Origin of the sequence: Mesorhizobium sp. ZC-5, assembly GCF_025753855.1 — a bacterium.
Classification (GTDB): Bacteria; Pseudomonadota; Alphaproteobacteria; order Rhizobiales; family Rhizobiaceae; genus Neomesorhizobium.
Genome location: NZ_JAOWPT010000013.1, coordinates 106935 through 128906, shown reverse-complemented (window position 1 = coordinate 128906; position 21972 = coordinate 106935). Strand labels below are relative to the sequence as shown.

Below are 21972 nucleotides of genomic sequence, written 5' to 3'. Positions count from 1 at the left end.
TCAGCCGGCCGCTAATTCCTGCTCGACCAGCGTCGTCCAGAAGGCCACGCCCGAGGCAATCGCCGCGTCGTTAAAGTCGTAGTGGCTGTTGTGGTGCAGCGCGCCGTCCACCGCCGGTCCGTTGCCGAGCCACACATAAGCCCCGGGAACCTCAGCGCTGAAATAGGCAAAATCGTCGCCTGCGGTTGATGGCGGAAAAGCCGTGAGCACACGGCCCTCACCCAAGGCGCCACGCGCCGCCTTCAACGCACGCGACGCTGCATCCGCATCGTTCACCACCGGTGGGATATTGCGGAAATAGCGATAGTCGCAGCCGATACCGAACATCGTCGCGGTGCCACGGGCAAGCTCGCCGATCTCCGTCTCAATCTGGTCGCGCACGTCTAGTGTATAGGCGCGCGCGGTGCCGCCGACGCGCACTTCGTCCGGTATGACGTTGAGCGCCTCGAAGCTGCCGGCCTGGATGGCGCAGGCGCTGACCACCGCCGGCTGCAGCGGATCGACGCGGCGGGCAACGATCGTATGGATGGCGGTCAGGAACTGCCCCGCCGCCGTCACCGCGTCTCGGCCGAGATGCGGTTTTGCGCCGTGCGTGCCGATACCTCGAAAAACCGCCTGCCAGCGGTCGGACGAGGCAAGTTGCGGACCTGCCACCACCGCCATCTGGTCGGGATCAAGGCCCGGCATGTTGTGCAGGCCATAGGCGGCGTCGACCGGAAAGCGCTGGAAGAACCCATCGTCTATCATCGCCTTGGCGCCGCCCCTGCCCTCCTCGGCTGGCTGGAAGACAAAATGCACCGTGCCGGAAAAGTTGCAGGTCCGGGCAAGCCGTCGTGCCGCCCCCAGAAGCATCACCGTATGTCCGTCATGGCCGCAGGCATGCATCTTGCCGTCGACAGTCGACTTGTAAGGCCGCTCTTGCGCCAGTTCCGGCATTGCCAGAGCGTCCATGTCGGCGCGCAGCGCAATGCAGCGTGGCCCGTTGCCGGCCTTCAGCGTGCCGACCACGCCAGTCTTGCCTAACCCCGAATGCACCTCCAGCCCAGCCGCGGAAAGCGTGTCGCGCACGATGGCACTGGTGCGCTCCTCCTCGAAACCCAGTTCGGGATGGGCATGGAGGTCGCGCCGTAGCGCTGTCAGCAGTTCAAGTTCGCCGGCCGTCATGCCGTTATCGACTGATGCCATGGTTCCTGATCTCCGTCTGCAACTCGGCTATGGTAATTCCAGCCGATTCCGGATCGGCCTCGGAAACGATCTTTTGCAACAGAGAGACCAGCATTGCCACTCGCTCCGCACGAATTCTGGCAGGAGATTTATCCCGCCGGAACTTTCGACACCCGCCCAGCCGATGGTTTTCGCGGCCTCTACCCCGCGCAACTGCCAGACGGCCGACAGATCGCGCTGCCGATCCGCGTCCTGCCCGAGGGCGGCAAGGCGGTGGCGTCGCTTATCATCAACCAGGCAAGCTTTGCTGTCGAGGACGCGCTCGTCGATACGATGGTCGGGTTGGCGCGGCCCTTCGCGCCGGAAGTCGTCATCGGCGTGCCGACGCTCGGACTACCGCTTGCTAACGGCGTTGCGCGGCGGCTTGGGCACAAGCGGATGGTGGCGCTCGGGACGTCGCGAAAGTTCTGGTATCGCGACGAGCTGTCCGAATCCATATCGTCGATCACCAGCCCCGCCCACGGCAAGCGCATCTTTCTCGATCCGCGCGTCCTGCCCCTGCTCGAAGGCCGCCGCGTGGTAGTCGTGGACGATGTCATCAGTTCCGGTGCTTCAATGATAGCTGTTCTGCGGCTGCTGGCACACATTGGTGTCCAACCCTGCGCTTTGATCTTCGCCATGGCGCAGGGAGAACGTTGGAAAACTCCTTTCGACGAATTTGACCGAATGCTTGGTGATGTCGTTTTCAGCGCCCTGGCGTCACCGCTATTCACCTCAGATCAAAATGACCTTTGGCGAGCGGTGTAGGATGATTGAGCGAGCTGTGAGACGTGCATCCCTAAAGTTCGGCCGATCGGTTCACCAATTCCCATCGAGAGGCCAAAAACGATGCTTCAGAGTTTTACAGCGTCACTGATTTCGTTTATAAATTTCTATCGGATCGAGTATCAGTTTTACAACTAAGCGGTTGAAACATAACGGATAAAGTCAGCTTCCCAAACTGATCGCGCGGGTTCGCTACCCGCTCCACGCTCTTTCAGCCATGATTTCCTTGGGCGAATCGCTTCGCCGGACAGGCTCTCCATCGGGAGAGCTTGCGGAAGTGGGGGCGTATGAGGCGGGCGGTCAAAATCGGACTTTGGGTGGTCGCGCTGCTGGCCGTGGCGGGACTTGGAATCTTCTTCTTCGTGCTGCCGGCGCAGGTTGAGGCGGCGCTGAACGGCGTGCTACAGCCGCCGCCCTATGCCGCTTCCAGGGCCGCCGCGGACCTGCACCGATCCATCCAGGTGGCGGACCTGCACGCCGACCCGCTGCTCTGGGGACGCGACCTGCTTGAGCGCGGCACGCGCGGCCATGTCGATATCCCGCGCCTCGACGAGGGCAATGTCGCGCTGCAGGTATTCTCGGTGGTCAGCAAGTCGCCGTCGAACCTCAACATCGAGCGCAATGACGACCAGTCCGACGACATCACGCTGCTGGCGATCGGGCAACGCTGGCCGTTTCGCACGTGGTTCAGCCTCAAGGAGCGGGCGCTCTACCAGTCCCAGCGGCTGCACCGGATGGCGGCGGCATCGGAAAACAAATTCATGCTGATCAAGACGAAACGCGACCTGGCGCGCTTCATGCAGCGCCGCAAGGCCGAGCCGGGCATCGTCGCGGGCCTGCTCGCCATCGAAGGCGCCCAGGTGCTGGAAGGTGATCCCGCCAATGTCGACGTGCTGTTCGATGCGGGTTTCCGCATGATGTCTGTCGCCCATTTCTTCGACAACGAGATGGGCGGCTCGGCGCATGGCATCGAGAAGGGCGGGCTGACCGAGAGCGGCCGCGAGATGATCCGCCGCATGGAAGCCAGGAGGATGATCGTCGACCTGTCGCACGGCTCGGCCACCCAACTGAACGACGTACTTGCCATGGTGACGCGGCCCGTGGTGGTGTCGCACACCGGGGTCAAGGGCACCTGCGACAACAATCGCAACCTCGACGACGACCAGCTCCGCGCCATCGCGGCGAAGGGCGGGCTGATCGGCATCGGGTTCTGGGAGACGGCCGTGTGCGGCACCGACGCCACGGCGATCGCGCGGGCGCAGCGTTACGTGGCCGACCTGATCGGCATCGACCATCTCGCGCTCGGCTCGGATTTCGATGGCTCGGTGGCGACCCCCTTCGATGCCACAGGCCTGGTCTTGGTGACCGAGGCGCTGCTCGGCGCAGGCTTCAGCAACGGGAATGTCGGCAAGGCGATGGGCGGTAACCAGATCCGCTTCCTGATGGAAAACCTGCCGGACTGATCTTTATGGCAACGAGGCGGGCACCATGGCGCCCGCCTCGTTGAATTATGGACGACCGGCCGATCTCAGTCGCTGCCGTAGATGTCGAAGTCGAAATATTTGGCGACGATCTATGATGGCGTCGAACTTGCCGGCCTGCAGGGCGGGAATGATGCCGTCCCAGTCCTGGGTGACGAGTTCGCAATCGGCCTTCATCTGCGCGCAGAGCGCATTGGCGATATCGATGTCGAAACCGACGAGCTTGCCGTCGGCGGTGAGGCTGTTGAAGGGTGGATAGGCCCCCTCGGTGCCGATCTTCAGCTTCATGGCATCCTGCGCGGAAGCTGAACCCGCGATAAGCGCGAATGCCGTTGCTGCGGCAAACCGGACTAGTTTCTTGGAAATTTGCATCGGATTCTCCCGGGCACTGGCGCCCCTTTTCTGCCGCACAGCCAAGCACGGCGGGCTTTTCCCGGCAAGCGAGCGAAGAAAAGATTCAGTCGGCGGCGCGGAAGTGTTTCGACAGCTTGAGACCCTGCGCCTGGTAGTTCGACTTCAGGTCGGCACCGTAAAGTGCCTTCGGCCGCGACAACATATGTTCGTAGACCAGCCGGCCGACGATCTGGCCATGCTCGAGGATGAACGGCACTTCATGGCTGCGCACCTCGAGGACGGCGCGGCTGCCGGTGCCGCCGGCCGCCGAATGGCCGAAACCCGGATCGAAGAAACCGGCGTAGTGGACGCGGAATTCGCCGACCAGCGGGTCGAACGGCGTCATCTCGGCCGCATGCAGCGGCGGCACATGCACCGCCTCCCGGCTGACCAGAATGTAGAATTCGTCGGGATCGAGCACCAGGTCGCCAGCGCCATGGTTGTAGAGCGGTTCCCAGAAATCGAGCACGTCGTGGGCGGCGCGCTTGTCGACATCGACGAGCCCGGTGTGATGCTTGCCGCGATAGCCGACCAGGCTGCCCTTCTCGCCGCCGAGGTCGATCGACAGTGCGATGCCGCCGCCGGAAATGTTCGGCGGCTCGGTGGCGACCAGCATCTCGGCCCGGTGCAGATCCTGCAACTCGCTTTCGGAGAGCAGCGCATTGCCCTTGCGGAACCGTATCTGCGACAGGCGCGAACCGGTGCGGGCGACGATCGGAAAGGTGCGCGGGCTAACCTCCAGATAGAGCGGCCCGGTGTAGCCGGCCGGAATCTTGTCGAACTCGTGGCCATGGTCGGTCATGACGCGGGTGAAGATGTCGAGCCGGCCGGTCGAGCTCTTCGGATTTGCGGACGCCGAAATCTCCGCCGGCAGGGCGAGCGCCTCCAGAAGCGGCACGATGTAGACGCAGCCGGTTTCCAGCACCGCGCCGTTGGTCAGGTCGATCTCATGCAGCTTCAGCCGGTCGAGCTTGTCGGAGACGAGCTTGTCGGGCCCGGGCAGAAAACTTGCCCGCACCCGCCACGCCTTCTGGCCAAGACGCAGGTCGAGGCTGGCAGGCTGGATCTGGTCGCCGTCGAGCGGACGCGCGGCGGTCAGCGCGCCGGCCTCGAACAGCGCCGCGATCTCGTGGTCGGGAAGAATGCCGGTCTTGCGCAATCGGTGCTCCGCGATTTTGATCGTGGAGGTTTAATGATGCCCCCGATTGACGCAAGTCGGTGCAGGGTCTAAAGGGTCGTTATCCCGTGGTGATTTGGCCGGTCGGCTTGCAGCCACGTTAAACAAGTCGCTAAAGGACCGTCGGGCCGCAAGGCCATATGGACCGGTTGCGACTTCGCGGCCGGTTTTTTTGTGTCTGGATGGTGCCTATGACCGAGAAGAAGCGCAACTGGAAGCCTCAAACCACGCTGGTCCATGCCGGCACCCTGCGGTCCGGCTTCGGCGAGACGTCGGAAGCGATGTATCTCACCCAGGGCTATGTCTATGACAGCGCCGAGGCCGCCGAAGCACGCTTCAAGGGTGATGAACCGGGCTTCATCTATTCACGTTACGCAAATCCGACGGTCGACATGTTCGAGAAGCGCATGTGCGCGCTGGAAGGCGCCGAGGATGCCCGCGCCACGGCGTCCGGCATGGCAGCGGTAACGGCAGCGATCCTGTGCAGCCTGAAAGCGGGCGACCATATCGTGGCGGCGCGCGCGCTGTTCGGTTCCTGCCGCTGGGTGGTTGAGACGCTGGCGCCGCGCTACGGCATTGAGGCAACACTGGTCGACGGCACCCGCATCGAGAACTGGGAAAAGGCGATCCGTCCCAACACCAAGCTGTTTTTCCTCGAAAGTCCGACCAATCCGACACTCGAAGTGATCGACATAGCCGCAGTTGCAAAACTCGCCAACCAGGCCGGCGCGCGGCTTGTCGTCGACAACGTGTTCGCAACACCCCTGCAGCAGAGGCCGCTCGAACTCGGCGCGCATGTCGTCGTCTATTCGGCTACCAAGCACATCGACGGCCAGGGCCGCTGCCTCGGCGGCGTCATCCTGTCGGACAAGAAGTGGATCGACGAGAACCTGCACGATTATTTCCGCCATACCGGCCCGAGCCTCTCGCCGTTCAACGCGTGGACGCTGCTGAAAGGTCTCGAGACCTTGCCGGTCCGGGTGCGCCAGCAGGCCGAAAGCTCCGCGCGCATCGCCGATTTCCTCGCCGACCATTCGGCGGTCGGGCGGGTCATCTATCCGGGCCGCGCCGACCATCCGCAGGCCGATGTGATCAAGCGGCAGATGAAGGGTGGCTCGACCCTGATCTGCTTCGACCTGAAGGGCGGCAAGAAATCGGCTTTCGCCTTCTCGAACGCGCTGGACGTGATCCTCATTTCCAACAATCTCGGAGACGCCAAGAGCCTGATCACCCATCCGGCGACGACCACCCACAAGAATCTGACAGACGAGGCGCGCGCCGAGCTCGGCATCGATCCCGGTACGCTGCGGCTTTCGGTCGGTCTGGAGGACGTCGACGACCTGATCGAGGATATCGACGCCGCGCTCAAGGCAGCGGTCTGACTAGCGGATCTCGTCCTACGGCACTTTTGCCTCGTAGACGAAGAGGCGGGTCTGGCCGTCCTCAGGCGCCGCTGTCAGCCGTATCCCCGTTTCGGTCGTCTCGATGAGAACCGGATTGCGGGTGATGGCGACGCCCTTGTCAGTCCATAGCTGGACCGGGACCTGGAATTCGGGCTTGCCCTGTTTCAGGTCGACGACGTCGATGCCACCGAGGCCAAACGGCGCGGCCTCCGGCGTCAGCCGGAATTCCGTGATGCCCGTGCAAGCCGCCTTGCCCGGCTCCAGCAGCGCGCAGTCCTGATAGTCGACATAGTGCGAGGGATTGAGGGTGCGCAGGTCTTCGGGCTTGCGTGCCGCATCCGCAACGCTGCCGTCCTCATTGACCTTCCAGGTGTAGAAGCGTCGCGACCCCCAGCTGACCCCGTGCAGGGTGTGCGACTGCGGATCGTAGACGAGGCCGCCTATGTGATCGGGAAAGCGGAAGACCTCGGTGGCTTCCAGCGTCTCCGGGTCGACCCGATAGATGATCGAGGCGCTGTTCGGCCGGTATTCGGCCACGGGTACCCAGAGCCAGCGGCCGTCGTAATCGATGCCGCCGGGGTGATAGACGGTTCCTTCACCGAGTTTCACCTGGCCGACGAGCTTGCCGTCTCCATCGAGCTTGAACAGGTGCCCTGCCCCCTTGCCGGTATCACGATCGAAGCCGTCCTGGAGGGCCGGGAATTTCTTGGTGGGTTCGATGATTTCGACCGACGACATGAACAGCGAATTGCCGACGCGTGCGAAGCCTTGCGGATGGAATGTGTCGAACGCCAGTTCAGGCGATTCCACCAATTGCCATTGCGTTCCGCGGGTCAGCGCTTCGATGCGGTGTGTCAGCCCTTCCTGGGCACTTGCTCCGGCAGGCAGGGACAGCGAAAAGAGACATGCGGCCAGGATGCGTTTCATCGGAGTTGTCCTCTTGCGGAAGCCCCGAAACTCGCCGATTGCCATGACGGCACAATGACGACTGCCCGGGCCTAGCCTAGCGGCCATCTCTCTTGAGGGCAAAGTTTCTGGTGGGCCGCTGGTTCACCAAAGCTTCTTCGGCGCCACGGATTTCCATGCCATGGCCATGGCATGGCGAACCGTTGGCGCATCCGCCCGATCCAGAAGAACCCGTGTCCACCCCTTCAGGCCCCAAGCGCCCTTGACCGGTTCGAACATCCCGGGCGCTGTCTGCATCAGTAATTGCTGTTCGTCCGGCGAGAGCTTCAACACCGCGCGGCTGTCGGCTTCACGCAGCGTGGCGAAGATTTTCCTGGCGACACGGAAATCCATCACGTCGAAATGGCCGCTTTGCTGGCTTTCAGGGAAGCTCAAAGCAAGATCGCGGAACTCTGCCTGCGTCACCATGGCCTCAACCGAATGTCCGAGCCGCAAGGACCATGCGGGACAGCGCCGTATAGAGGCAAACTGCCGAAAAAACGTACGCGATTTCCGAAAAATACCCCGGAAAAATGCAGAAAATCGCAAAAACCGCGATCGTTTCCGACGCTTCCGCCAGCCCCGTGGTGAAAAACAGCGACTTCGCGCCACGGGCGGCGGTCTCCATTTTCCGCTTCTCGGCCATGACGGCATAAGCGAGGAAACTCGAACCGTTGACGTAGAAAGAGAAGACCAGCACCGCTCCCGCGACTGCATTGGCGGCAGGATCGGCAAGCACGAAGCCAAGCGGAATGGCGCCGTAAAAGACAAAATCGAGCACGATGTCGAGATAGCCGCCAAGATCGGTCTTGCCGTTGATCCTGGCTACGGCGCCATCGAGCCCGTCGCCAAGCCGGCTGGCCAGCATGAGCACAAGCCCGAGCCAGAAATGTCCGCCGGCAATCGCCAGCGCGGCAAGCAGACCGGTGCCGCAGGCAGCCAGGGTGATAAAATTCGCGGAGACGCCGGTGGTGGCCAGCCCGCCGGCGAGGCGGTCGAGAAACGGATCTATACGGGCGCGTGTCCAGCCATCCAGCATGCGATATCCTCGGGATTCTTGCCGGGATTAGACGCGAAATCGCGCCACGCGGAAATCACAATCGCGCGCATAGTGATGGAGGTGGTTGACCGCCGCATGCATACGGGCGGAGAATCGCGGGAAAGTCGAAGCGAGTCGCCTATGTACCGTACCGTGACACGCCAGATCGCCGTGAGGGTCGAGCCCTTCTATCTCGACGACCGTTCAGAACCGGCCGAAAACCGCTATGTCTGGGCCTACCGGATCACCATCGACAACCAGTCCGACGATTTCGTGCAGCTCCTGTCGCGCCACTGGCGCATCACCGACGCCGCCGGACGTGTCGAAGAGGTGCAGGGTGATGGCGTGGTCGGTGAGCAGCCCGAGCTAAATCCGGGCGACAGCTACCAGTACACATCAGGCTGTCCCCTGACGACGCCGTCGGGGATCATGAGCGGACGCTATACGATGCGCAACGAGCATGGCGAGACATTCGACATCGCCATCCCCACGTTCTCGCTCGACATTCCGGACCGGACGCGGACGGTGAATTAGCTCTCTCCTTCCCGTTCAAGGGGGAGAAGAAAGAGGCACCTACTTCGCCGCCTCGAATTCCGCCGGATCGAATTCGTATTCCTTCGAGCAGAACTCGCAATTGACCTTGATGGCGCCGTTTTCGGTGCTTTCGACGATCTCCTCGGCCGAAAAACCTTCGAGGATGCCGCGTATCTTGTCGCGCGAGCACGAGCACTGGTCGAGGACTTCCACGCCTTCGAACACCCGCACGCCATGTTCGTGGAACAGGCGGTAGAGCAGCCGTTCCGAACCGACGGTCGGGTCGATCAGTTCGGAAGGCTCGATCGTCGCCATCAGCGCCAGCACCTCCTGCCAGGTGCTGTCTGTCGGGTCGTGGTCGGGTCCTTCACCGTCGCCGCCCGGCAGGTCGGGCAGCCGCAACCGCTCCGGCGCTTCGGGCAGGAACTGCGCCATCACGCCGCCGGCGCGCCAATGCTCCTTGCCGCCACCCTTGCCCGGCACCACCATCTTGGCCACCGCAAGGCGCACCTCGGTCGGGATTTGTTCCGACTGGCGGAAATAGATACGCGCAAGCTCTTCCATCGAGGTACCGTCAAGCTGGACGATCCCCTGATAGCGCTGCGTGTGGGCGCCCTGGTCGATGGTGAGAGCAAGAACGCCGTTGCCCAGAAGCTTTTCCGGCGAGGCGTCGCCGGCCGCGACCGCCGCGGCCAGCCGCTCGTCATCGTAGCGGGCATAGGCGCGCAGCGATTTCGGCGTCGAGAAATCGGCAACCAGCATATCCACCGGCCCGTCGGAACGGGTCTGCAGGATGAACTTGCCCTCGAATTTCAGCGAGGTGCCAAGCAGCACCGTCAGCACGATGGCTTCGGCGAGCAGGCGCGCGACGGGCTCGGGGTAGGCGTGGCGTTCGAGAATCTGGTCGAGCAACGGCCCGAGCTGGACGCTCCGGCCACGCATGTCGAGCGGCGCCACCTCGAAAGGCACGACGTGATCGTCGCCGGCAAAGCCGAATTCGCCAAGTTTGCGTTCTGTTTCAGCCAATGGATCATTCCCGCAGCCCGCGTCTCAGGATGCGTCCCAAAACGCGCGTGTCAAATGGAGATTAAGGTGATGCCGCAGAGATAGGAACGCCCTGCGTCCGGATCAAGCGGCGGCCGGGGCGAGATCGCTTGTCGCAATCCCCCTCCGGGCTTGTCGCTACACCTGGGCGCCGAGACACCATGCAAGCACGGCCTTCTGCGCGTGCAAGCGGTTTTCCGCTTCGTCGAACACCACCGAATGCGGCCCGTCGATCACCTCGTCGGTCACTTCCTCGCCGCGATGCGCCGGCAGGCAGTGCATGAATAGCGCGTCCGGCTTGGCGTGCTTCATCAGCGCCGAATTGACCTGATAGGGCAGGAAGACGTTATGGCCGCGGGCGCGGTGCTCCTGGCCCATCGAGACCCAGCAGTCGGTGACGATGCAGTCCGCGTCCGTTACCGCTTCTTCGGCGGAGCGGGTGAACGAGATGGCACCGCCGTTCTTCCTCGACCAGTCGATGAACTTTTCGGCCGGCTCGCTGCCCTCGGGAACCGCGACGTTCAGGTTGAAACTGAAGCGCGCCGAGGCTTCCAGCAGCGAATGCAGCACATTGTTGCCATCGCCGGTCCACGCAAACGTCTTGCCCTTCACCGGGCCGCGATGCTCCTCATAGGTCATCACGTCAGCCATCAGCTGGCAGGGATGGGTATCGTCGGTGAGCCCGTTGATGACCGGCACGGTGGCGTGCTCGGTAAGCTCGAGCAGCCGGTCGTGCGAAGTCGTGCGGATCATGATGGCGTCGACGTAGCGCGACAGCACCTTCGCCGTGTCGGCGATGGTTTCCGAGCGGCCGAGCTGCATCTCGGTGCCGGTCAGCATGATGGTTTCGCCACCGAGCTGGCGCATGCCGACGTCGAATGACACCCGGGTCCGCGTCGACGGCTTGTCGAAAATCATCGCGAGCACCTTGCCGTCGAGCGGCCGGCTCCTCTCGCCCGCCTTCAGCCGGCCCTTGCGGGCGACGGCATCGTCAAGGATGCCACGGAGTTCGGCGGCCGGGACTGCGGAGAGGTCGGTGAAATGCCGGGGCGCACTCATGCGCTCTGCTTCCGCGCGGCTTCGGGAGCATGCTGCGAGAGGCTCGCAGCACCGGCGCGGACACGCTCAAGCCCGACCCGGATATCCTCGTCGGTCACGTTGAGCGGCGGCAGCAGCCGAATGACGTTGTCGCCGGCCGGCACAGCGAGCAGTTCGTGCTCCCGCAGCGCGCCGTTGACCTTGCTGTTCAGCTGCTTGCACTTGAGGCCGAGCATCAGGCCGATGCCGCGTATATCCTCGATGACGTCCGGATATTCGTCGGCGATTGCGGCGAGGCCCTGTTTCATGACCAGTGCCTTGCGGTTGACCTCGTCGAGGAAACCATCTTCCAGAACGACATCGAGCACGGCATTGCCAACCGCCATCGCAAGCGGGTTGCCGCCAAACGTCGTGCCGTGGACGCCGGCGGTCATGCCGACCGCGGCTTCGTCGGTCGACAGGCAGGCGCCCATCGGGAAGCCGCCGCCGATGCCCTTGGCGATCGCCATCAGATCCGGGGTGACGCCCGACCACTCATGGGCGAAGAGTTTTCCCGTACGGCCGATACCGCACTGGACCTCGTCGAAGATCAGCAGCAGGCCATGCTTGTCGCAAAGCTCGCGCACGCGCTTCAACGACGCGGTCGGAAACTGGCGGATGCCACCCTCGCCCTGCACCGGCTCCAGCAGGATCGCCGCCGTTTCCGGTCCGATCAGCTTCTCGGCGGCATCGATATCGTCGAAGGCGACCTGGTCGAAGCCTTCGACCTTCGGGCCGAAGCCCTCGAGGTATTTCTGCTGGCCGCCGGCGGCAATGGTCGCCAGGGTGCGGCCGTGGAAAGCGCCTTCAAAGGTGATGGTGCGGTAGCGCTCCGGATTGCCGTTGACGAAATGGTAGCGGCGCGCCGTCTTGATGGCGCATTCCAGCGCCTCGGCGCCCGAATTGGTGAAGAACACCTTGTCGGCGAAGGTGGCGGCGGCAAGGCGCTCGCCGAGCCGGCGCTGGTTCGGGATCTCGTAAAGATTGGAGACGTGCCACAGCTTCGCTGCCTGCTCTGTGATGGCGGCAACGAGATGCGGATGGCTGTGGCCCAGCGAATTGACAGCGATGCCGCCGGCGAAGTCGAGATATCGCTTGCCGTCCTCGGTGATCAGCCAGCTGCCCTCGCCCCGGTCGAAGGCCAGGGGCGCGCGCGCGAAGGTCTCGTAAAGCGCCGATCCGCTCATTATATAACTCCGGAAAAAAGCAGGGACCGCGCGGCGCGACATACCGCCGATCCCTTCGCCGGCCAAAAATCAAAAAAGCCGCCTCAAGCGGCGGCTTTCGAGGTTATATCAGTTTTTTTGGCCATGAAGTCAACGAAAACGTCGTGCAACGCTAATTCGCCACGACAGGTTTCGACATATTTGCCCGGTTTCGACGGCAAGTTGTTGAAAACCGAAAAAACCGATTCATGCCGCGAGGCGGACTCTTGTCACGGAGTCAGCCAATAAGGTAGTTTAAGGGTAACAAAAGACTAGATTTCGTGCGGCGGACCTAATCACAGGAGCATATGTGGTACGGCCCCGGCTAGAGCCGGGTCGTGAAGGGATTCCGGCGTCGCACGCTAGATCAGGAGCAAGGTCTCATGAACTGGAATGACGAACGCGTCGAACTTCTCAGGAAACTCTGGGCCGAGGGCCTGAGCGCAAGCCAGATCGCGGCGCAACTCGGCGGTGTCAGCCGCAATGCGGTCATCGGTAAGGTTCACCGGCTCAAGTTGTCGAGCCGCGGCCGGGCGACCGCTGCACCGGCACGGCAGAAGAAGACCTCGCAAGGATCGACCGGGACCAAGACTGTCACCCGCAGTTCGACCTCGGTCCGTTCGATGCCGGTCTCGGTGGGCAACAACGCCCTGCAGGCGCAGTTCGATGCCGAGCCTGTCGCCCGCCACTACATCCGGCCGGTGGAAAACGTCGTGGTGCCGATCTCGCGCCGCCTGCAGCTGGTGCAGCTCAGCGAGCGCACCTGCAAATGGCCGAACGGCGATCCGCTGTCGGAGGATTTCAGCTTCTGCGGCAATGATTCCGCCGATACCGGCCCATATTGCACGTATCACTCGCGCATCGCATTCCAGCCGGCCTCGGAGCGCCGGCGCAACCGCTAGCCTACCCCGTCAAATCCTCCCTGGACGGGAAACTCCGGCTGGCATCATAGCCAGCCGTTTTTTCGGAAGCGCCAATAGAGGAACGAACAGGCCGCGATGATGAATATCAGCACGGTCTGGTAGCCGAACGCCATCTTCAGCTCGGGCATATCCTCGAAGTTCATGCCGTAAATGCCTGCAACGGCTGTCGGCACGGCGAGGATGGCCGCCCACGAGGCGAGTTTCTTGGCGATTGCCGTTTCCTGGCTCTGGCCGACAAGCAGGCTCGCCTCGAAGGCAAATGCCAGGACTTCGCGCAGATTGTCGATCTTCTCCTGCACGGTGCGGATGTGGTCGGTGACGTCGCGGAACAGTGGATGCATCGCGGCGCGGATCTGCGGCAGTTCGGCGCTGGTCAGCCGGCGGCAGACTTCGACCAGCGGACCTGCGGCGTTGCGCAAGCGCAGAAGATCGCGGCGCAGCATGTAGAGCCGCTCGATGTCGGCCGTCGTCATCGGCTTGACCAGAACCCGGTCCTCAATGGCGTCGACCTCGGCCTCGATCTGCTCAAGCACCGGCATGTAGTTGTCGACGATGAAATCGAGGATGGCGTAGAGGATGAAATCCTCGCCTTTCGACAGCGCCGAGGGGCAGCTTTCCCAATGCTGGCGCACCGATGTGTAGGACGTCGAAGGACCGTGGCGGACGCTGACGATATAGCCGGCGCCGACGAAGAGATGGGTCTCTCCGAATGTGACGCGGCCCTCGAACAACTGTGCGGTGCGGGCCACGATGAACAGCGCGTCGCCATATTGCTCGAGCTTCGGCCGCTGATGCGGATGTTCGGCATCCTCGATGGCGAGATCATGCAGGTGAAACTGCCGCTGGACGCGCAGGAGAAGTTCGCGGTCGGGTTCGAGCAGCCCGATCCAGACGAAATGCCCTTCCTTCGCCGACCACGCGCCAGCCTCCTCGATAGGAATGTCGGCGACGCGATGCCCGGCGGCGTAGACGCTGGACGCGACGATGCCGGCCTCGGCTTCTCCGGATGCCTTGATGTCGCGCGCAAGTTCCATTGCAGCCTCCCGAAGACGGTGCCTTCGACCCGGAACCGGACCCACACTAGCGCATTCCGGCGGGCCATTCGAGCCCGCAGCAATCAGTTGGCGGTTTCGGTCGGCAGCACCACCCGGTGGCTCTTGTCTTCCTTGGGCCGGTCGGGCGGCATCTGGTCCCCTGTGACGACGTAATACACCGTCTCGGCGATGTTGGTGGCATGGTCGCCGATGCGTTCGATGTTCTTGGCGCAGAACAGGAGATGCGTGCAGGCGGTGATGTTGCGCGGGTCTTCCATCATGTAGGTCAGGAGTTCGCGAAACAGCGACGTGTACATGGCGTCGATCTGGTCGTCGCGGTCGCGCACGAAGCCGAGGCGCTCGACCGAGCGCGAGGCATAGGCGTCGAGCACGTCCTTGAGCTGCGTCAGCGCCAGTTCGGTCAGTGCCTGCAGGCCGCGAAACAGGCTGAACGGATGGCGGGCGTCGCTGACGGCGACGACACGCTTGGCGATGTTCTTGCCGAGATCACCGACGCGTTCGAGGTCGGCGGAAATGCGGATGGCGCCGATGACCTCGCGCAGATCGTCGGCCATCGGCTGGCGCTTGGCGATGAAGACGATCGCCTTGTCGTCGATCTCGCGCTGGCCTTCATCCAGGAACAGATCGTCGTCGATTACCTTGCGCGCGAGGCCAGCATCGGAATTGACGAGGGCCGACACGGCCTGGTCGACCATGCGTTCGGCGTGGCCACCCATGCCGGCGATACGGTTGGCGAGGTACTTCAGATCCTCGTCGAAGGAGCGGACGATGTGCTGCGATTGCATTGCGGTCTTTCATTCCTCCTGACCGGCAGACGGGACGCTGCCGTTCATCACTCCATAAGCTAGCCGGATGACGGAAAAAAGAAACCGGCTCGGAATAACCAGACTGTGCCGGTGGATTGCGGGAAAACAATTCATTTGCCGGCAAGTTCCGCGACGACCTCCAGGAAGAGCTCACCGCTCTTCGAGAGAGCCGGCCCGCGCCAGGCTGCGGCCAGCGGCAATTTTGGCGGCTCGGGCTCAACCGGCCGGAAGACCAGCCCCGGCCGGACGGCGGTGGCGATGCCTTCGGTGACAAATCCCACGCCGACACCCGCCGCCACGAGCCCGGCAAGCGTCGTCATCGGCGTCGCCTCCTGCACGATGTCGGGGCTGAACCCCTGATTGCGGAAGAACGCGATCATGCGATCGTAGATGCTTGGTCCAACGGTTCTCGGCGCGATAAGCATAGGTTCGCCCTCAAGGTCGGACGTCATCACCGTCACCGCGCGGGCAAGCGGGTGCGCCGCCGGCAATGCCAGGACCAGCTTCTCGTCCGGCAGCGGCCGCACTTCAAGCGATGGCGTCGACAGCGGCGGGTGCAACACTCCAAGATCGAGCCTGCCGCCGTCGAGCGCGGCCTCCAGCAACGGTGAGTTCATCTCGGCCAGTTCGACTGTGACGTCGGGATAACGCGCGCGAAACACCCGGAGCGCTTCCGGCAACAGGCCGTAGAAGGCAATGACCGTAAACCCAAGCCGCAGCCTGCCGACCTCGCCGTGCAGCGCGCGCAAGGCTTGTGCCTTCGCAAGGCTCGCCCCGGCGACGGCGGAACGCGCCGGACCGAGGAACGCCGCGCCCGCAGGCGTCAGTGCCACATGCCTGCGGTCGCGTTCGAAGAGCGGCGTGCCGACCTCGTCTTCCAGGACGCGGATGCGCTGGCTCAGCGCCGGCTGCGTCAGGTTCAGCCGCTGCGCGGCGCGGCGAAAATGCAGCTCCTCGGCAACCACGATGAAACAATCGAGGGAACGGATATCCAAGCGACCTGATCCAATTTGATTATCACAGCGTCCAATATTGAAATTGGACGCCAATCAAAAATGCATGGATTCTTGGCTCCGACAAGCGCGATCTCCGCGCACATCAACGGAGCGAAGACCATGACAACGAAATCTCGAATCTGGACATCCAGCGTCGCCCTGACCGCCATGCTCTGCATAACAGCACGGGCGGCCGAACTGCCCGGTTTCGTAAGCGAGCTTTCGGCCGGCACGATCGCGGTGATCTCGGATGGCGACTTCGTCGCCGAAAGCTACGCCGACAGCCGCCTTGCACCGCGCGAAGCGGGCCATCAGGACGTGCTGACCGTCCTTTCCCTGAACGGCGAAAAGATCACCATCGGTTCGCTGCCCGTCTCGAATTCGGTCACTGCGGCTCCCGAAATTCTTGTACTGACCCCGGACGGCAGCACGGCTTTCGTTACCGAACGGCTGGGGCAGCGGTCGCCGACAGCCGAGACGGTGCGCGACCTGCCGCCCGGCAACCGCCTGTTTGCCGTCGACCTCAGCGACAAGGCCAGTCCGCAGCTGGCGGATACGGCGGAAATCGCATCATTCCCCGAAGGCCTGGCCGTCAGTCCGGATGGACAGCGCGCGGCGGTCGTCTCCAATACGCCCGACGCCAGTATCGTACAGATCGTGCCTTACTCGGGTGGCCGATTCGGCGGCACCGCCAGCTTCGATCTTGCCGAACTTGGCGTGACCGGCCAGGCGGAGGCACCGCGCGGCGGCGTGACGGCGACGAACGTGCAATGGCATCCGTCCGGCCGCTTCATCGCGGTCAACATCAACACGCAGAACCGGGTGGCGTTTTTCGAGATTTCGGGAATGGGCGACGCGATCTCGTTGCGCCCGTGGGGCAACATCGTCACGGTTGGCGCCGATCCGTTCGTCGGCCGTTTCACGCCGGACGGAAGCTATTACCTCACATCCGACTGGGGCCGCGATTTCGGCGCGACGACGCTGGCCGGGCGCATTCCGCAAAAACCTTCATCTATCAGTGTGGTGCGGCTCGGCGACCAGGACGCTCCCGATGCGCGACACGAACGGATCGGCGGCGCCGAGACCGATCTTTCCTCGGAAGGCCTCGCCGTCAGTCCCAATGGCCGGCTTGTCGCCACGGTGAACATGCGGGGCACGGCGCTGCCGCAGGAGAGCGGCCGATTCCGGCGCGAAGGATCGGTCACGCTGCTGAGCTTCGACCCGGCAACCGGCAGGCTCGAAAAAGCCGGCGATTATGCCTTCGAGGGCGCCCTGCCGGAAGGTGGCGCATTCGACCTGACGGGCAGCCACTTCCTTGCAACCATATTCCAGGGACATGCGGGAACCGGCGCGAAAGCCGGAGCCGGCCTCGAGGTCTTTCGGGTGGTGCAAGGAGAACGGCCTAGGCTCGAACGCGTCGGCCGGCTGCCGATGCCGCATGGCGTGCATCATGTCGATATCGCCGAATGAGCACGTATCGGCAGCCTGACGCTGCCCTGGCCATTGGCCGAATTCACCGGGCGACTGAACATTGCGCCCGGCGCTGGTCGACGGATCCTGTGCTGCGATCCGGCTTTTCCACCTGACCCCGGCCTTCACCGCGAGTGTTGTCATAGAGCCGGAGCGTCCACAGCATACCCTGCCACTCCGCTCCCTCGAGCGGGTCGGCCAGTGGATCCTTGCGTTTACGCCGGTCGAATTTGAGTAGCTCGCTGATCAGTACGGTCATATCAAGCATGACGTTCTCCTTTCAGTCCGCGGGTTCGCGCGCTGTCGATATGGTTTCAGCATTGTTGGCTATAATGAATCGATTCAAGCTCGGAATTAAGCACCGACTTGAACCGATACAATCCTATACTATCGGGGCTGGAGGTCAAGCAAAAATTGAACCGATACAAGCAAGGTGCTACAGACAGACTCAAGTGAGGCTGATTGCGAGACATACGTGTCGGAAAAACCCATCAGACTGGCCGATATCGCCAAGGCGGCGGGTGTCTCGCAAGGCACCGCCTCGAATGTCTTCAGCCGCCCGCATCTCGTCCGCGAGGAGGTGCGCGATCGCGTCAAGGCAAAGGCAAGGGAGATGGGCTACAATGGCCCCGATCCGAAAGGACGGCTGCTCAGGGCCGGCAAGGTCAATGCCATCGGCGTGGTGACAGCCGAGCCTCTTTCCTATTTCTTCGACGATCCTTATGCCCGCGTTCTGATGTCCGGCATTACCGAAGCCTGCGACGCCGGCGGCGCCGGCATTTCGCTGGTATCGGCGCAAAGCGGCGACGAACTCGTCTGGAACATCAACAGCGCGATCGTCGACGGCTTCATCCTGTTCTGCCTCGAAGGCGACAGCCGCCTCGTCGACCTGACGCGTGAACGCAAGCTGCCGTTCATCGCGCTGGCCCTGGGATTTGAAGACGAATCCATCCCCGCGATCGGTGTCGATAACAAGCTCGGCGCAGGAATGGTGGCGCGGCATCTGGCCGAGCTGGGCCATCGCCGCGTGGCGATCCTGTCGCTGCCGTTTGTCGACGACCGGTTCGGGCCGGCTTCCATGAATGAAGTACGCAGTGCCGTCTATTCCACCTCGAGCGACCGCATTTACGGCTATATCGAGGGGCTTTCGGATTTCGGCATCGACCCTGCGGACGTTCCCATCTTCGAAACCCAGAATGACACGCAGACGATCCGTCCGGGGCTGGAGTACCTGTTCGGACGCGATGCTCCGCCAACCGCGATTCTCGCAATGTCGGACCGTATCGCGCTCGATGCGCTGGAATGGTTGCGCGAACGCGGCTTGCGGGTGCCGCAGGACGTTTCGGTGGCCGGTTTCGACGGCGTCCCGGAAGCTGCACTCTCCAGACCGCCGCTGACGACCGTCGAGCAACCCATCGCCGAGATCGGACGCCGCGCCGTGCAGGCGATCCTTGAAGAAAGCGGCCCTGCGCACCGCCAGATGCTCGACCTGAAACTCGTAGTGCGCGGAACGACCGCGCCACCCAGGGTTTTTTAGGCAACAGGCAAGCCTACCACCGAGGCGATTACCCCGTCGCGAGTTCGAGCCCCTCCTCGCGCAATCTGGTCACGTCCCGCACCGGCGGCGCGCCGAACAGCCGCCGGTACTCGCGGGTGAATTGCGAAGGGCTTTCATATCCGACCTTGTAGCCCGCCGCCGCCGCGTCGAAGGCTTGTCCGACCATCAGGCGGCGCGCTTCCTGCAGCCTTATCTGCTTCTGGTACTGAAGCGGGCTCATCGCGGTCACTTCCTTGAAGTAGTGGTGGAACGCGGACGGGCTCATACGGGCCTGCGCGGCCACCACCTCGATGCTGAAGGGCTGCGCGTAGTGGTCCTTGATCCACGCGATTGCGCGCCCGACCTGATAAATCTTGCTTTCGGCGGTGGCGATGTGCCGAACGGCGCCGCTCTGGGCGCCGTCGAGAAGCCGGTAATAGATCTCCCGCTGCACCAGCGGCGCAAGAAACGGAATATGGTCCGGTTCATCGAGCAGGCGCAGCATGCGGATCACCGCGTCGATCAATTCCGGCGCGACATCGCTGACAAAAAGTCCGCGCTCGACGCTTCCCTTGGCGACCACCGCAGCGCCCTTCTCCGTCAGCACAGAGGTGAGCACCCCGGGATCGAGGTCGATACGCACGCAGAGATACGGAAAATCGGGAGAAGCCTTCGTCACCAGCCCGGAAATCGGCAGGTCGACCGACACGACGAGATACTTCGCCGGGTCGTAGGAATAGACCAGGTCGGCCAGCATCACCTGCTTCGCACCTTGCGCGATAATGCAGACCGCGGGATGGTGCAGGATATGCAGCGGCTCCGTGAGCTGGCTTTGCCGGATGAGCGCAAGTCCCGGAACCGCAGTCTCGTGCACGCCATCTTCCCGGGCGTTCCGCGCCGCAAGGGCCGCCAGCAATCGCATATTGTCCATCGCTTTCACCTCTCCGACTTTCATTCCATGGGCAGCGGTTCATGGCAAGGCTGACGCCAATCCATGCGACAGTATTCTGGAGGAATAGGCAATCTTCGCGTATGATCGGTCTACTGCCCGATCCTCCAGAACCGGTAGCTTCCGTCCCGTCAGCAATTTCCAAACCACGGAGACGGAAATGTCAGTCATAGAAAACAAGGTCGTGCTCGTCACCGGCGCCAGCAGCGGCATCGGCGAGGCGATTGCCCGGGAACTCGCAATGGCCGGCGCCATCGTCATCGCCGGCGCACGGCGCACCGGCCGGCTCGAGCGTCTGGCCGATGAGATCACGGCCATGGGCGGCACCGTGCGCATCGCTACCCTCGACGTCACATCGCGGGATGCGGTCGCCGCGTTTGCCGACAGCGCACGCAGCGAATTCGGTCGCATCGACGCCATCGTCAACAATGCCGGCGTCATGCCGCTGTCGCCGTTGAACGCGCTCAAGGTCGACGAGTGGGACCAGATGATCGACGTCAATATCCGCGGCGTCCTGCACGGCATCGCGGCGGTCCTGCCAATCATGGAAGAGCAGGGTTCGGGCCACGTCATAAACATCGCGTCGATCGGCGCCCATCATGTTTCCCCGACGGCCGCGGTCTATTGCGCGACCAAATACGCGGTATGGGCAATCTCCGACGGGCTGCGCCAGGAGACCGACCGTCTGCGCGTCACCGTCATCTCGCCCGGCGTCGTCACCTCGGAACTGGCCGAGACGATCTCGGACGACACCGCCCGCGCGGCGATGCGCGACTTCCGCAAGACAGCCATCGAGCCGGCGGCGATTGCCCGCGCGGTGCGTTTCGCCATCGAGCAGCCGCAGGATGTCGACGTCAGCGAGATGATCGTCCGCCCGACAGCCAGCCCGCACTGAACCCGGAAACCAGGAGATTTACCGATGAGATACTCCGAGAGCCGAAACCTTGCCTGCGCGGCCGCCGCCGCTGCGGCGATCTCCCTTGCAGCCGGAATCGGCGAAGCGAGATCGCAACCGAGACAGCCCGCCGCCACGATGGAGCAGAACGTGCACCACCACCCCTATATCGGCATGTGGGTGACGGCCGACGGTCACGTCCGGCAGGAGCTTCTGCCGGACGGACGGTACGACGAAGCCCGAGGCAGCCGAAAAAGCGCCTACCAGGGACGCTACGAGGTCACCGGCACCCGCATCGAGTACTGGGACGACACCGGCTTCACCGCGGATGGAGAGTTCATCGACGATGTTCTCCACCATGGCGGCATGGTCTTTTATCGGGAGCGGAAATAGGCCCCCGATCCGCTCCGGACTTGACACTGACCGGCAGTCATTAGATACTGACTCCTGGTCAGTAGAGTCATCATGTCGTTTCCAAAACGCCGACGTCTGGAGCCCCATGCCAGGCGACAGGAAATCATCGAGGCCGCCGAGCGGCTGCTGATTGAGCGCGGCGCGGATGTCCGCGTCGAGGATGTCGTGCGTGGGGCCGGTGCCGCCAAAGGCACCTTCTATCTCTACTTCCCCACCTGGGATGACCTCCTCGACACGATACGGCAGCGCATTTTCGAAGCTTTCGACCGGGCTCATCCGATGCCGGACACCGCCAACGTTGCGGTTGACTGGTCGGTGTTGCTCGAGGAGTTGGCCGTCGCGTTCGTCGACGCCACCGTCGAAATGGGCGGCATGCACGATGCCATCTTCCACAGCGATTTTGCCCAGCGGCGCGCAATTCCAGCGGCCGATCACCCAGTCAACCGGCTGACTGGCCTCATCCGTGCGGGTCAGCGGGCGGAAACATTCGCCGCCGTCGATCCCGAACCGACGGCTCGGCTGCTCTTTGCCGTCATTCATGAAACAGCCGACGCCGTGGCGGAAGGTCAGGATCGACAGCGGGCACTGGCAGCGATGCGCCGGATGTTGAGGCAATCACTGGGGGCGAAACCGTAGGAGGC

Annotated in this window: 23 protein-coding genes, 1 pseudogene and 1 riboswitch; of the genes and pseudogenes, 10 read left to right on the top strand and 14 right to left on the bottom strand. The window is 63.1% G+C overall.

Annotated elements, in window-relative coordinates:
• On the bottom strand, window positions 1-1185 hold the full coding sequence (locus tag OHD58_RS25530) for a M20 aminoacylase family protein (RefSeq protein WP_263806496.1): 1185 nt from the start codon (window positions 1183-1185) through the stop codon (window positions 1-3).
• Between the two features lie 93 nt (window positions 1186-1278).
• On the opposite strand from OHD58_RS25530, the gene OHD58_RS25525 reads away from it, so the two are divergent.
• Together OHD58_RS25525 and OHD58_RS25520 are read left to right on the top strand one after the other, a co-directional pair.
• Window positions 1279-1971 carry a phosphoribosyltransferase gene (locus OHD58_RS25525; protein WP_263806495.1) on the top strand — a complete coding sequence of 231 codons (693 nt, stop codon included), beginning with the start codon at window positions 1279-1281 and terminating at the stop codon, window positions 1969-1971.
• Window positions 1972-2276: 305 nt separating this feature from the next.
• On the top strand, window positions 2277-3452 hold the full coding sequence (locus OHD58_RS25520; RefSeq protein ID WP_263806494.1) for a dipeptidase: 1176 nt from the start codon (window positions 2277-2279) through the stop codon (window positions 3450-3452).
• Between the two features lie 111 nt (window positions 3453-3563).
• On the opposite strand, the pseudogene OHD58_RS25515 reads toward OHD58_RS25520, so the two are convergent.
• Window positions 3564-3842: pseudogene (locus OHD58_RS25515) on the bottom strand (transporter substrate-binding domain-containing protein); the annotation flags it as partial.
• Window positions 3843-3927: 85 nt separating this feature from the next.
• Window positions 3928-5022 (bottom strand): 2'-deoxycytidine 5'-triphosphate deaminase, encoded by a 1095-nt coding sequence (locus OHD58_RS25510; RefSeq protein ID WP_263806493.1) that lies wholly within the window; start codon window positions 5020-5022, stop codon window positions 3928-3930.
• A 76-nt stretch (window positions 5023-5098) separates the two neighbouring features.
• Window positions 5099-5176: riboswitch (SAM riboswitch) on the top strand.
• Between the two features lie 55 nt (window positions 5177-5231).
• Here OHD58_RS25510 and OHD58_RS25505 point away from each other — a divergent pair.
• Entirely contained in the window at window positions 5232-6422 is a 1191-nt protein-coding gene (locus tag OHD58_RS25505; protein ID WP_263806492.1) for an O-succinylhomoserine sulfhydrylase, read from the top strand.
• 15 nt (window positions 6423-6437) lie between these two features.
• Here OHD58_RS25505 and OHD58_RS25500 read toward each other — a convergent pair whose 3' ends face one another.
• The 3 genes from OHD58_RS25500 to OHD58_RS25490 all read right to left on the bottom strand — a co-directional run bounded on the left by OHD58_RS25500 (window position 6438) and on the right by OHD58_RS25490 (window position 8427).
• Window positions 6438-7370, bottom strand: coding sequence for a DUF6454 family protein (locus OHD58_RS25500; RefSeq protein WP_263806491.1), 933 nt, complete (start codon window positions 7368-7370; stop codon window positions 6438-6440).
• A 123-nt stretch (window positions 7371-7493) separates the two neighbouring features.
• Entirely contained in the window at window positions 7494-7817 is a 324-nt protein-coding gene (locus OHD58_RS25495; RefSeq protein WP_263806489.1) for an MmcQ/YjbR family DNA-binding protein, read from the bottom strand.
• A 4-nt stretch (window positions 7818-7821) separates the two neighbouring features.
• Complete coding sequence (locus OHD58_RS25490; RefSeq protein ID WP_263806488.1) at window positions 7822-8427, bottom strand: CDP-alcohol phosphatidyltransferase family protein; 606 nt, start codon at window positions 8425-8427, stop codon at window positions 7822-7824.
• 141 nt (window positions 8428-8568) lie between these two features.
• Between OHD58_RS25490 and apaG the strand changes: the two genes are divergently transcribed.
• Window positions 8569-8961, top strand: coding sequence for a Co2+/Mg2+ efflux protein ApaG (gene apaG / locus OHD58_RS25485; RefSeq protein WP_263806487.1), 393 nt, complete (start codon window positions 8569-8571; stop codon window positions 8959-8961).
• Window positions 8962-9000: 39 nt separating this feature from the next.
• On the opposite strand, the gene OHD58_RS25480 is transcribed toward apaG, so the two are convergent.
• The 3 genes from OHD58_RS25480 to OHD58_RS25470 all read right to left on the bottom strand — a co-directional run bounded on the left by OHD58_RS25480 (window position 9001) and on the right by OHD58_RS25470 (window position 12269).
• Window positions 9001-9987: an Hsp33 family molecular chaperone gene (locus OHD58_RS25480; protein ID WP_263806486.1), complete on the bottom strand. Its 987-nt coding sequence runs from the start codon at window positions 9985-9987 to the stop codon at window positions 9001-9003.
• Window positions 9988-10143: 156 nt separating this feature from the next.
• A complete protein-coding gene (gene argF, locus OHD58_RS25475; protein ID WP_263806484.1) occupies window positions 10144-11064 on the bottom strand; it encodes an ornithine carbamoyltransferase in 921 nt (306 codons plus the stop codon).
• Entirely contained in the window at window positions 11061-12269 is a 1209-nt protein-coding gene (locus OHD58_RS25470) for an aspartate aminotransferase family protein (RefSeq protein ID WP_263806483.1), read from the bottom strand. Before OHD58_RS25470 ends, argF begins: the two co-directional genes overlap by 4 nt.
• Before the next feature lie 401 nt (window positions 12270-12670).
• On the opposite strand from OHD58_RS25470, the gene OHD58_RS25465 reads away from it, so the two are divergent.
• Window positions 12671-13189: a GcrA family cell cycle regulator gene (locus OHD58_RS25465; protein ID WP_263806482.1), complete on the top strand. Its 519-nt coding sequence runs from the start codon at window positions 12671-12673 to the stop codon at window positions 13187-13189.
• Between the two features lie 44 nt (window positions 13190-13233).
• On the opposite strand, the gene OHD58_RS25460 is transcribed toward OHD58_RS25465, so the two are convergent.
• The 3 genes from OHD58_RS25460 to OHD58_RS25450 form a co-directional block, all read right to left on the bottom strand.
• Window positions 13234-14244 (bottom strand): magnesium and cobalt transport protein CorA, encoded by a 1011-nt coding sequence (locus OHD58_RS25460; RefSeq protein WP_263806480.1) that lies wholly within the window; start codon window positions 14242-14244, stop codon window positions 13234-13236.
• Window positions 14245-14327: 83 nt separating this feature from the next.
• Window positions 14328-15050 carry a phosphate signaling complex protein PhoU gene (gene phoU, locus OHD58_RS25455; protein ID WP_263806478.1) on the bottom strand — a complete coding sequence of 241 codons (723 nt, stop codon included), beginning with the start codon at window positions 15048-15050 and terminating at the stop codon, window positions 14328-14330.
• A gap of 131 nt (window positions 15051-15181) precedes the next feature.
• Window positions 15182-16066, bottom strand: a complete 885-nt coding sequence (locus OHD58_RS25450) for a LysR family transcriptional regulator (RefSeq protein ID WP_263806476.1) — start codon at window positions 16064-16066, stop codon at window positions 15182-15184.
• A gap of 120 nt (window positions 16067-16186) precedes the next feature.
• Between OHD58_RS25450 and OHD58_RS25445 the strand changes: the two genes are divergently transcribed.
• Complete coding sequence (locus tag OHD58_RS25445; protein ID WP_263806475.1) at window positions 16187-17536, top strand: lactonase family protein; 1350 nt, start codon at window positions 16187-16189, stop codon at window positions 17534-17536.
• A gap of 43 nt (window positions 17537-17579) precedes the next feature.
• On the opposite strand, the gene OHD58_RS25440 is transcribed toward OHD58_RS25445, so the two are convergent.
• Window positions 17580-17804 carry a hypothetical protein gene (locus OHD58_RS25440; RefSeq protein ID WP_263806474.1) on the bottom strand — a complete coding sequence of 75 codons (225 nt, stop codon included), beginning with the start codon at window positions 17802-17804 and terminating at the stop codon, window positions 17580-17582.
• Between the two features lie 207 nt (window positions 17805-18011).
• Here OHD58_RS25440 and OHD58_RS25435 point away from each other — a divergent pair, with 207 nt between their 5' ends.
• Window positions 18012-19073, top strand: coding sequence for a LacI family DNA-binding transcriptional regulator (locus tag OHD58_RS25435; protein WP_263806473.1), 1062 nt, complete (start codon window positions 18012-18014; stop codon window positions 19071-19073).
• Window positions 19074-19101: 28 nt separating this feature from the next.
• Here OHD58_RS25435 and OHD58_RS25430 read toward each other — a convergent pair whose 3' ends face one another.
• On the bottom strand, window positions 19102-20004 hold the full coding sequence (locus OHD58_RS25430) for an AraC family transcriptional regulator (protein ID WP_263806472.1): 903 nt from the start codon (window positions 20002-20004) through the stop codon (window positions 19102-19104).
• A gap of 178 nt (window positions 20005-20182) precedes the next feature.
• Here OHD58_RS25430 and OHD58_RS25425 point away from each other — a divergent pair, with 178 nt between their 5' ends.
• From OHD58_RS25425 to OHD58_RS25415, 3 genes are all read left to right on the top strand, one after another.
• The gene (locus OHD58_RS25425; RefSeq protein ID WP_263806470.1) at window positions 20183-20917 is read left to right on the top strand and encodes an SDR family oxidoreductase; all 735 of its coding nucleotides are present in this window, start codon (window positions 20183-20185) and stop codon (window positions 20915-20917) included.
• 24 nt (window positions 20918-20941) lie between these two features.
• Window positions 20942-21310 carry an Atu4866 domain-containing protein gene (locus tag OHD58_RS25420; protein WP_263806469.1) on the top strand — a complete coding sequence of 123 codons (369 nt, stop codon included), beginning with the start codon at window positions 20942-20944 and terminating at the stop codon, window positions 21308-21310.
• Window positions 21311-21382: 72 nt separating this feature from the next.
• Window positions 21383-21967, top strand: a complete 585-nt coding sequence (locus OHD58_RS25415) for a TetR/AcrR family transcriptional regulator (RefSeq protein ID WP_263806468.1) — start codon at window positions 21383-21385, stop codon at window positions 21965-21967.
• The last annotated feature ends 5 nt before the right edge of the window (window positions 21968-21972 follow it).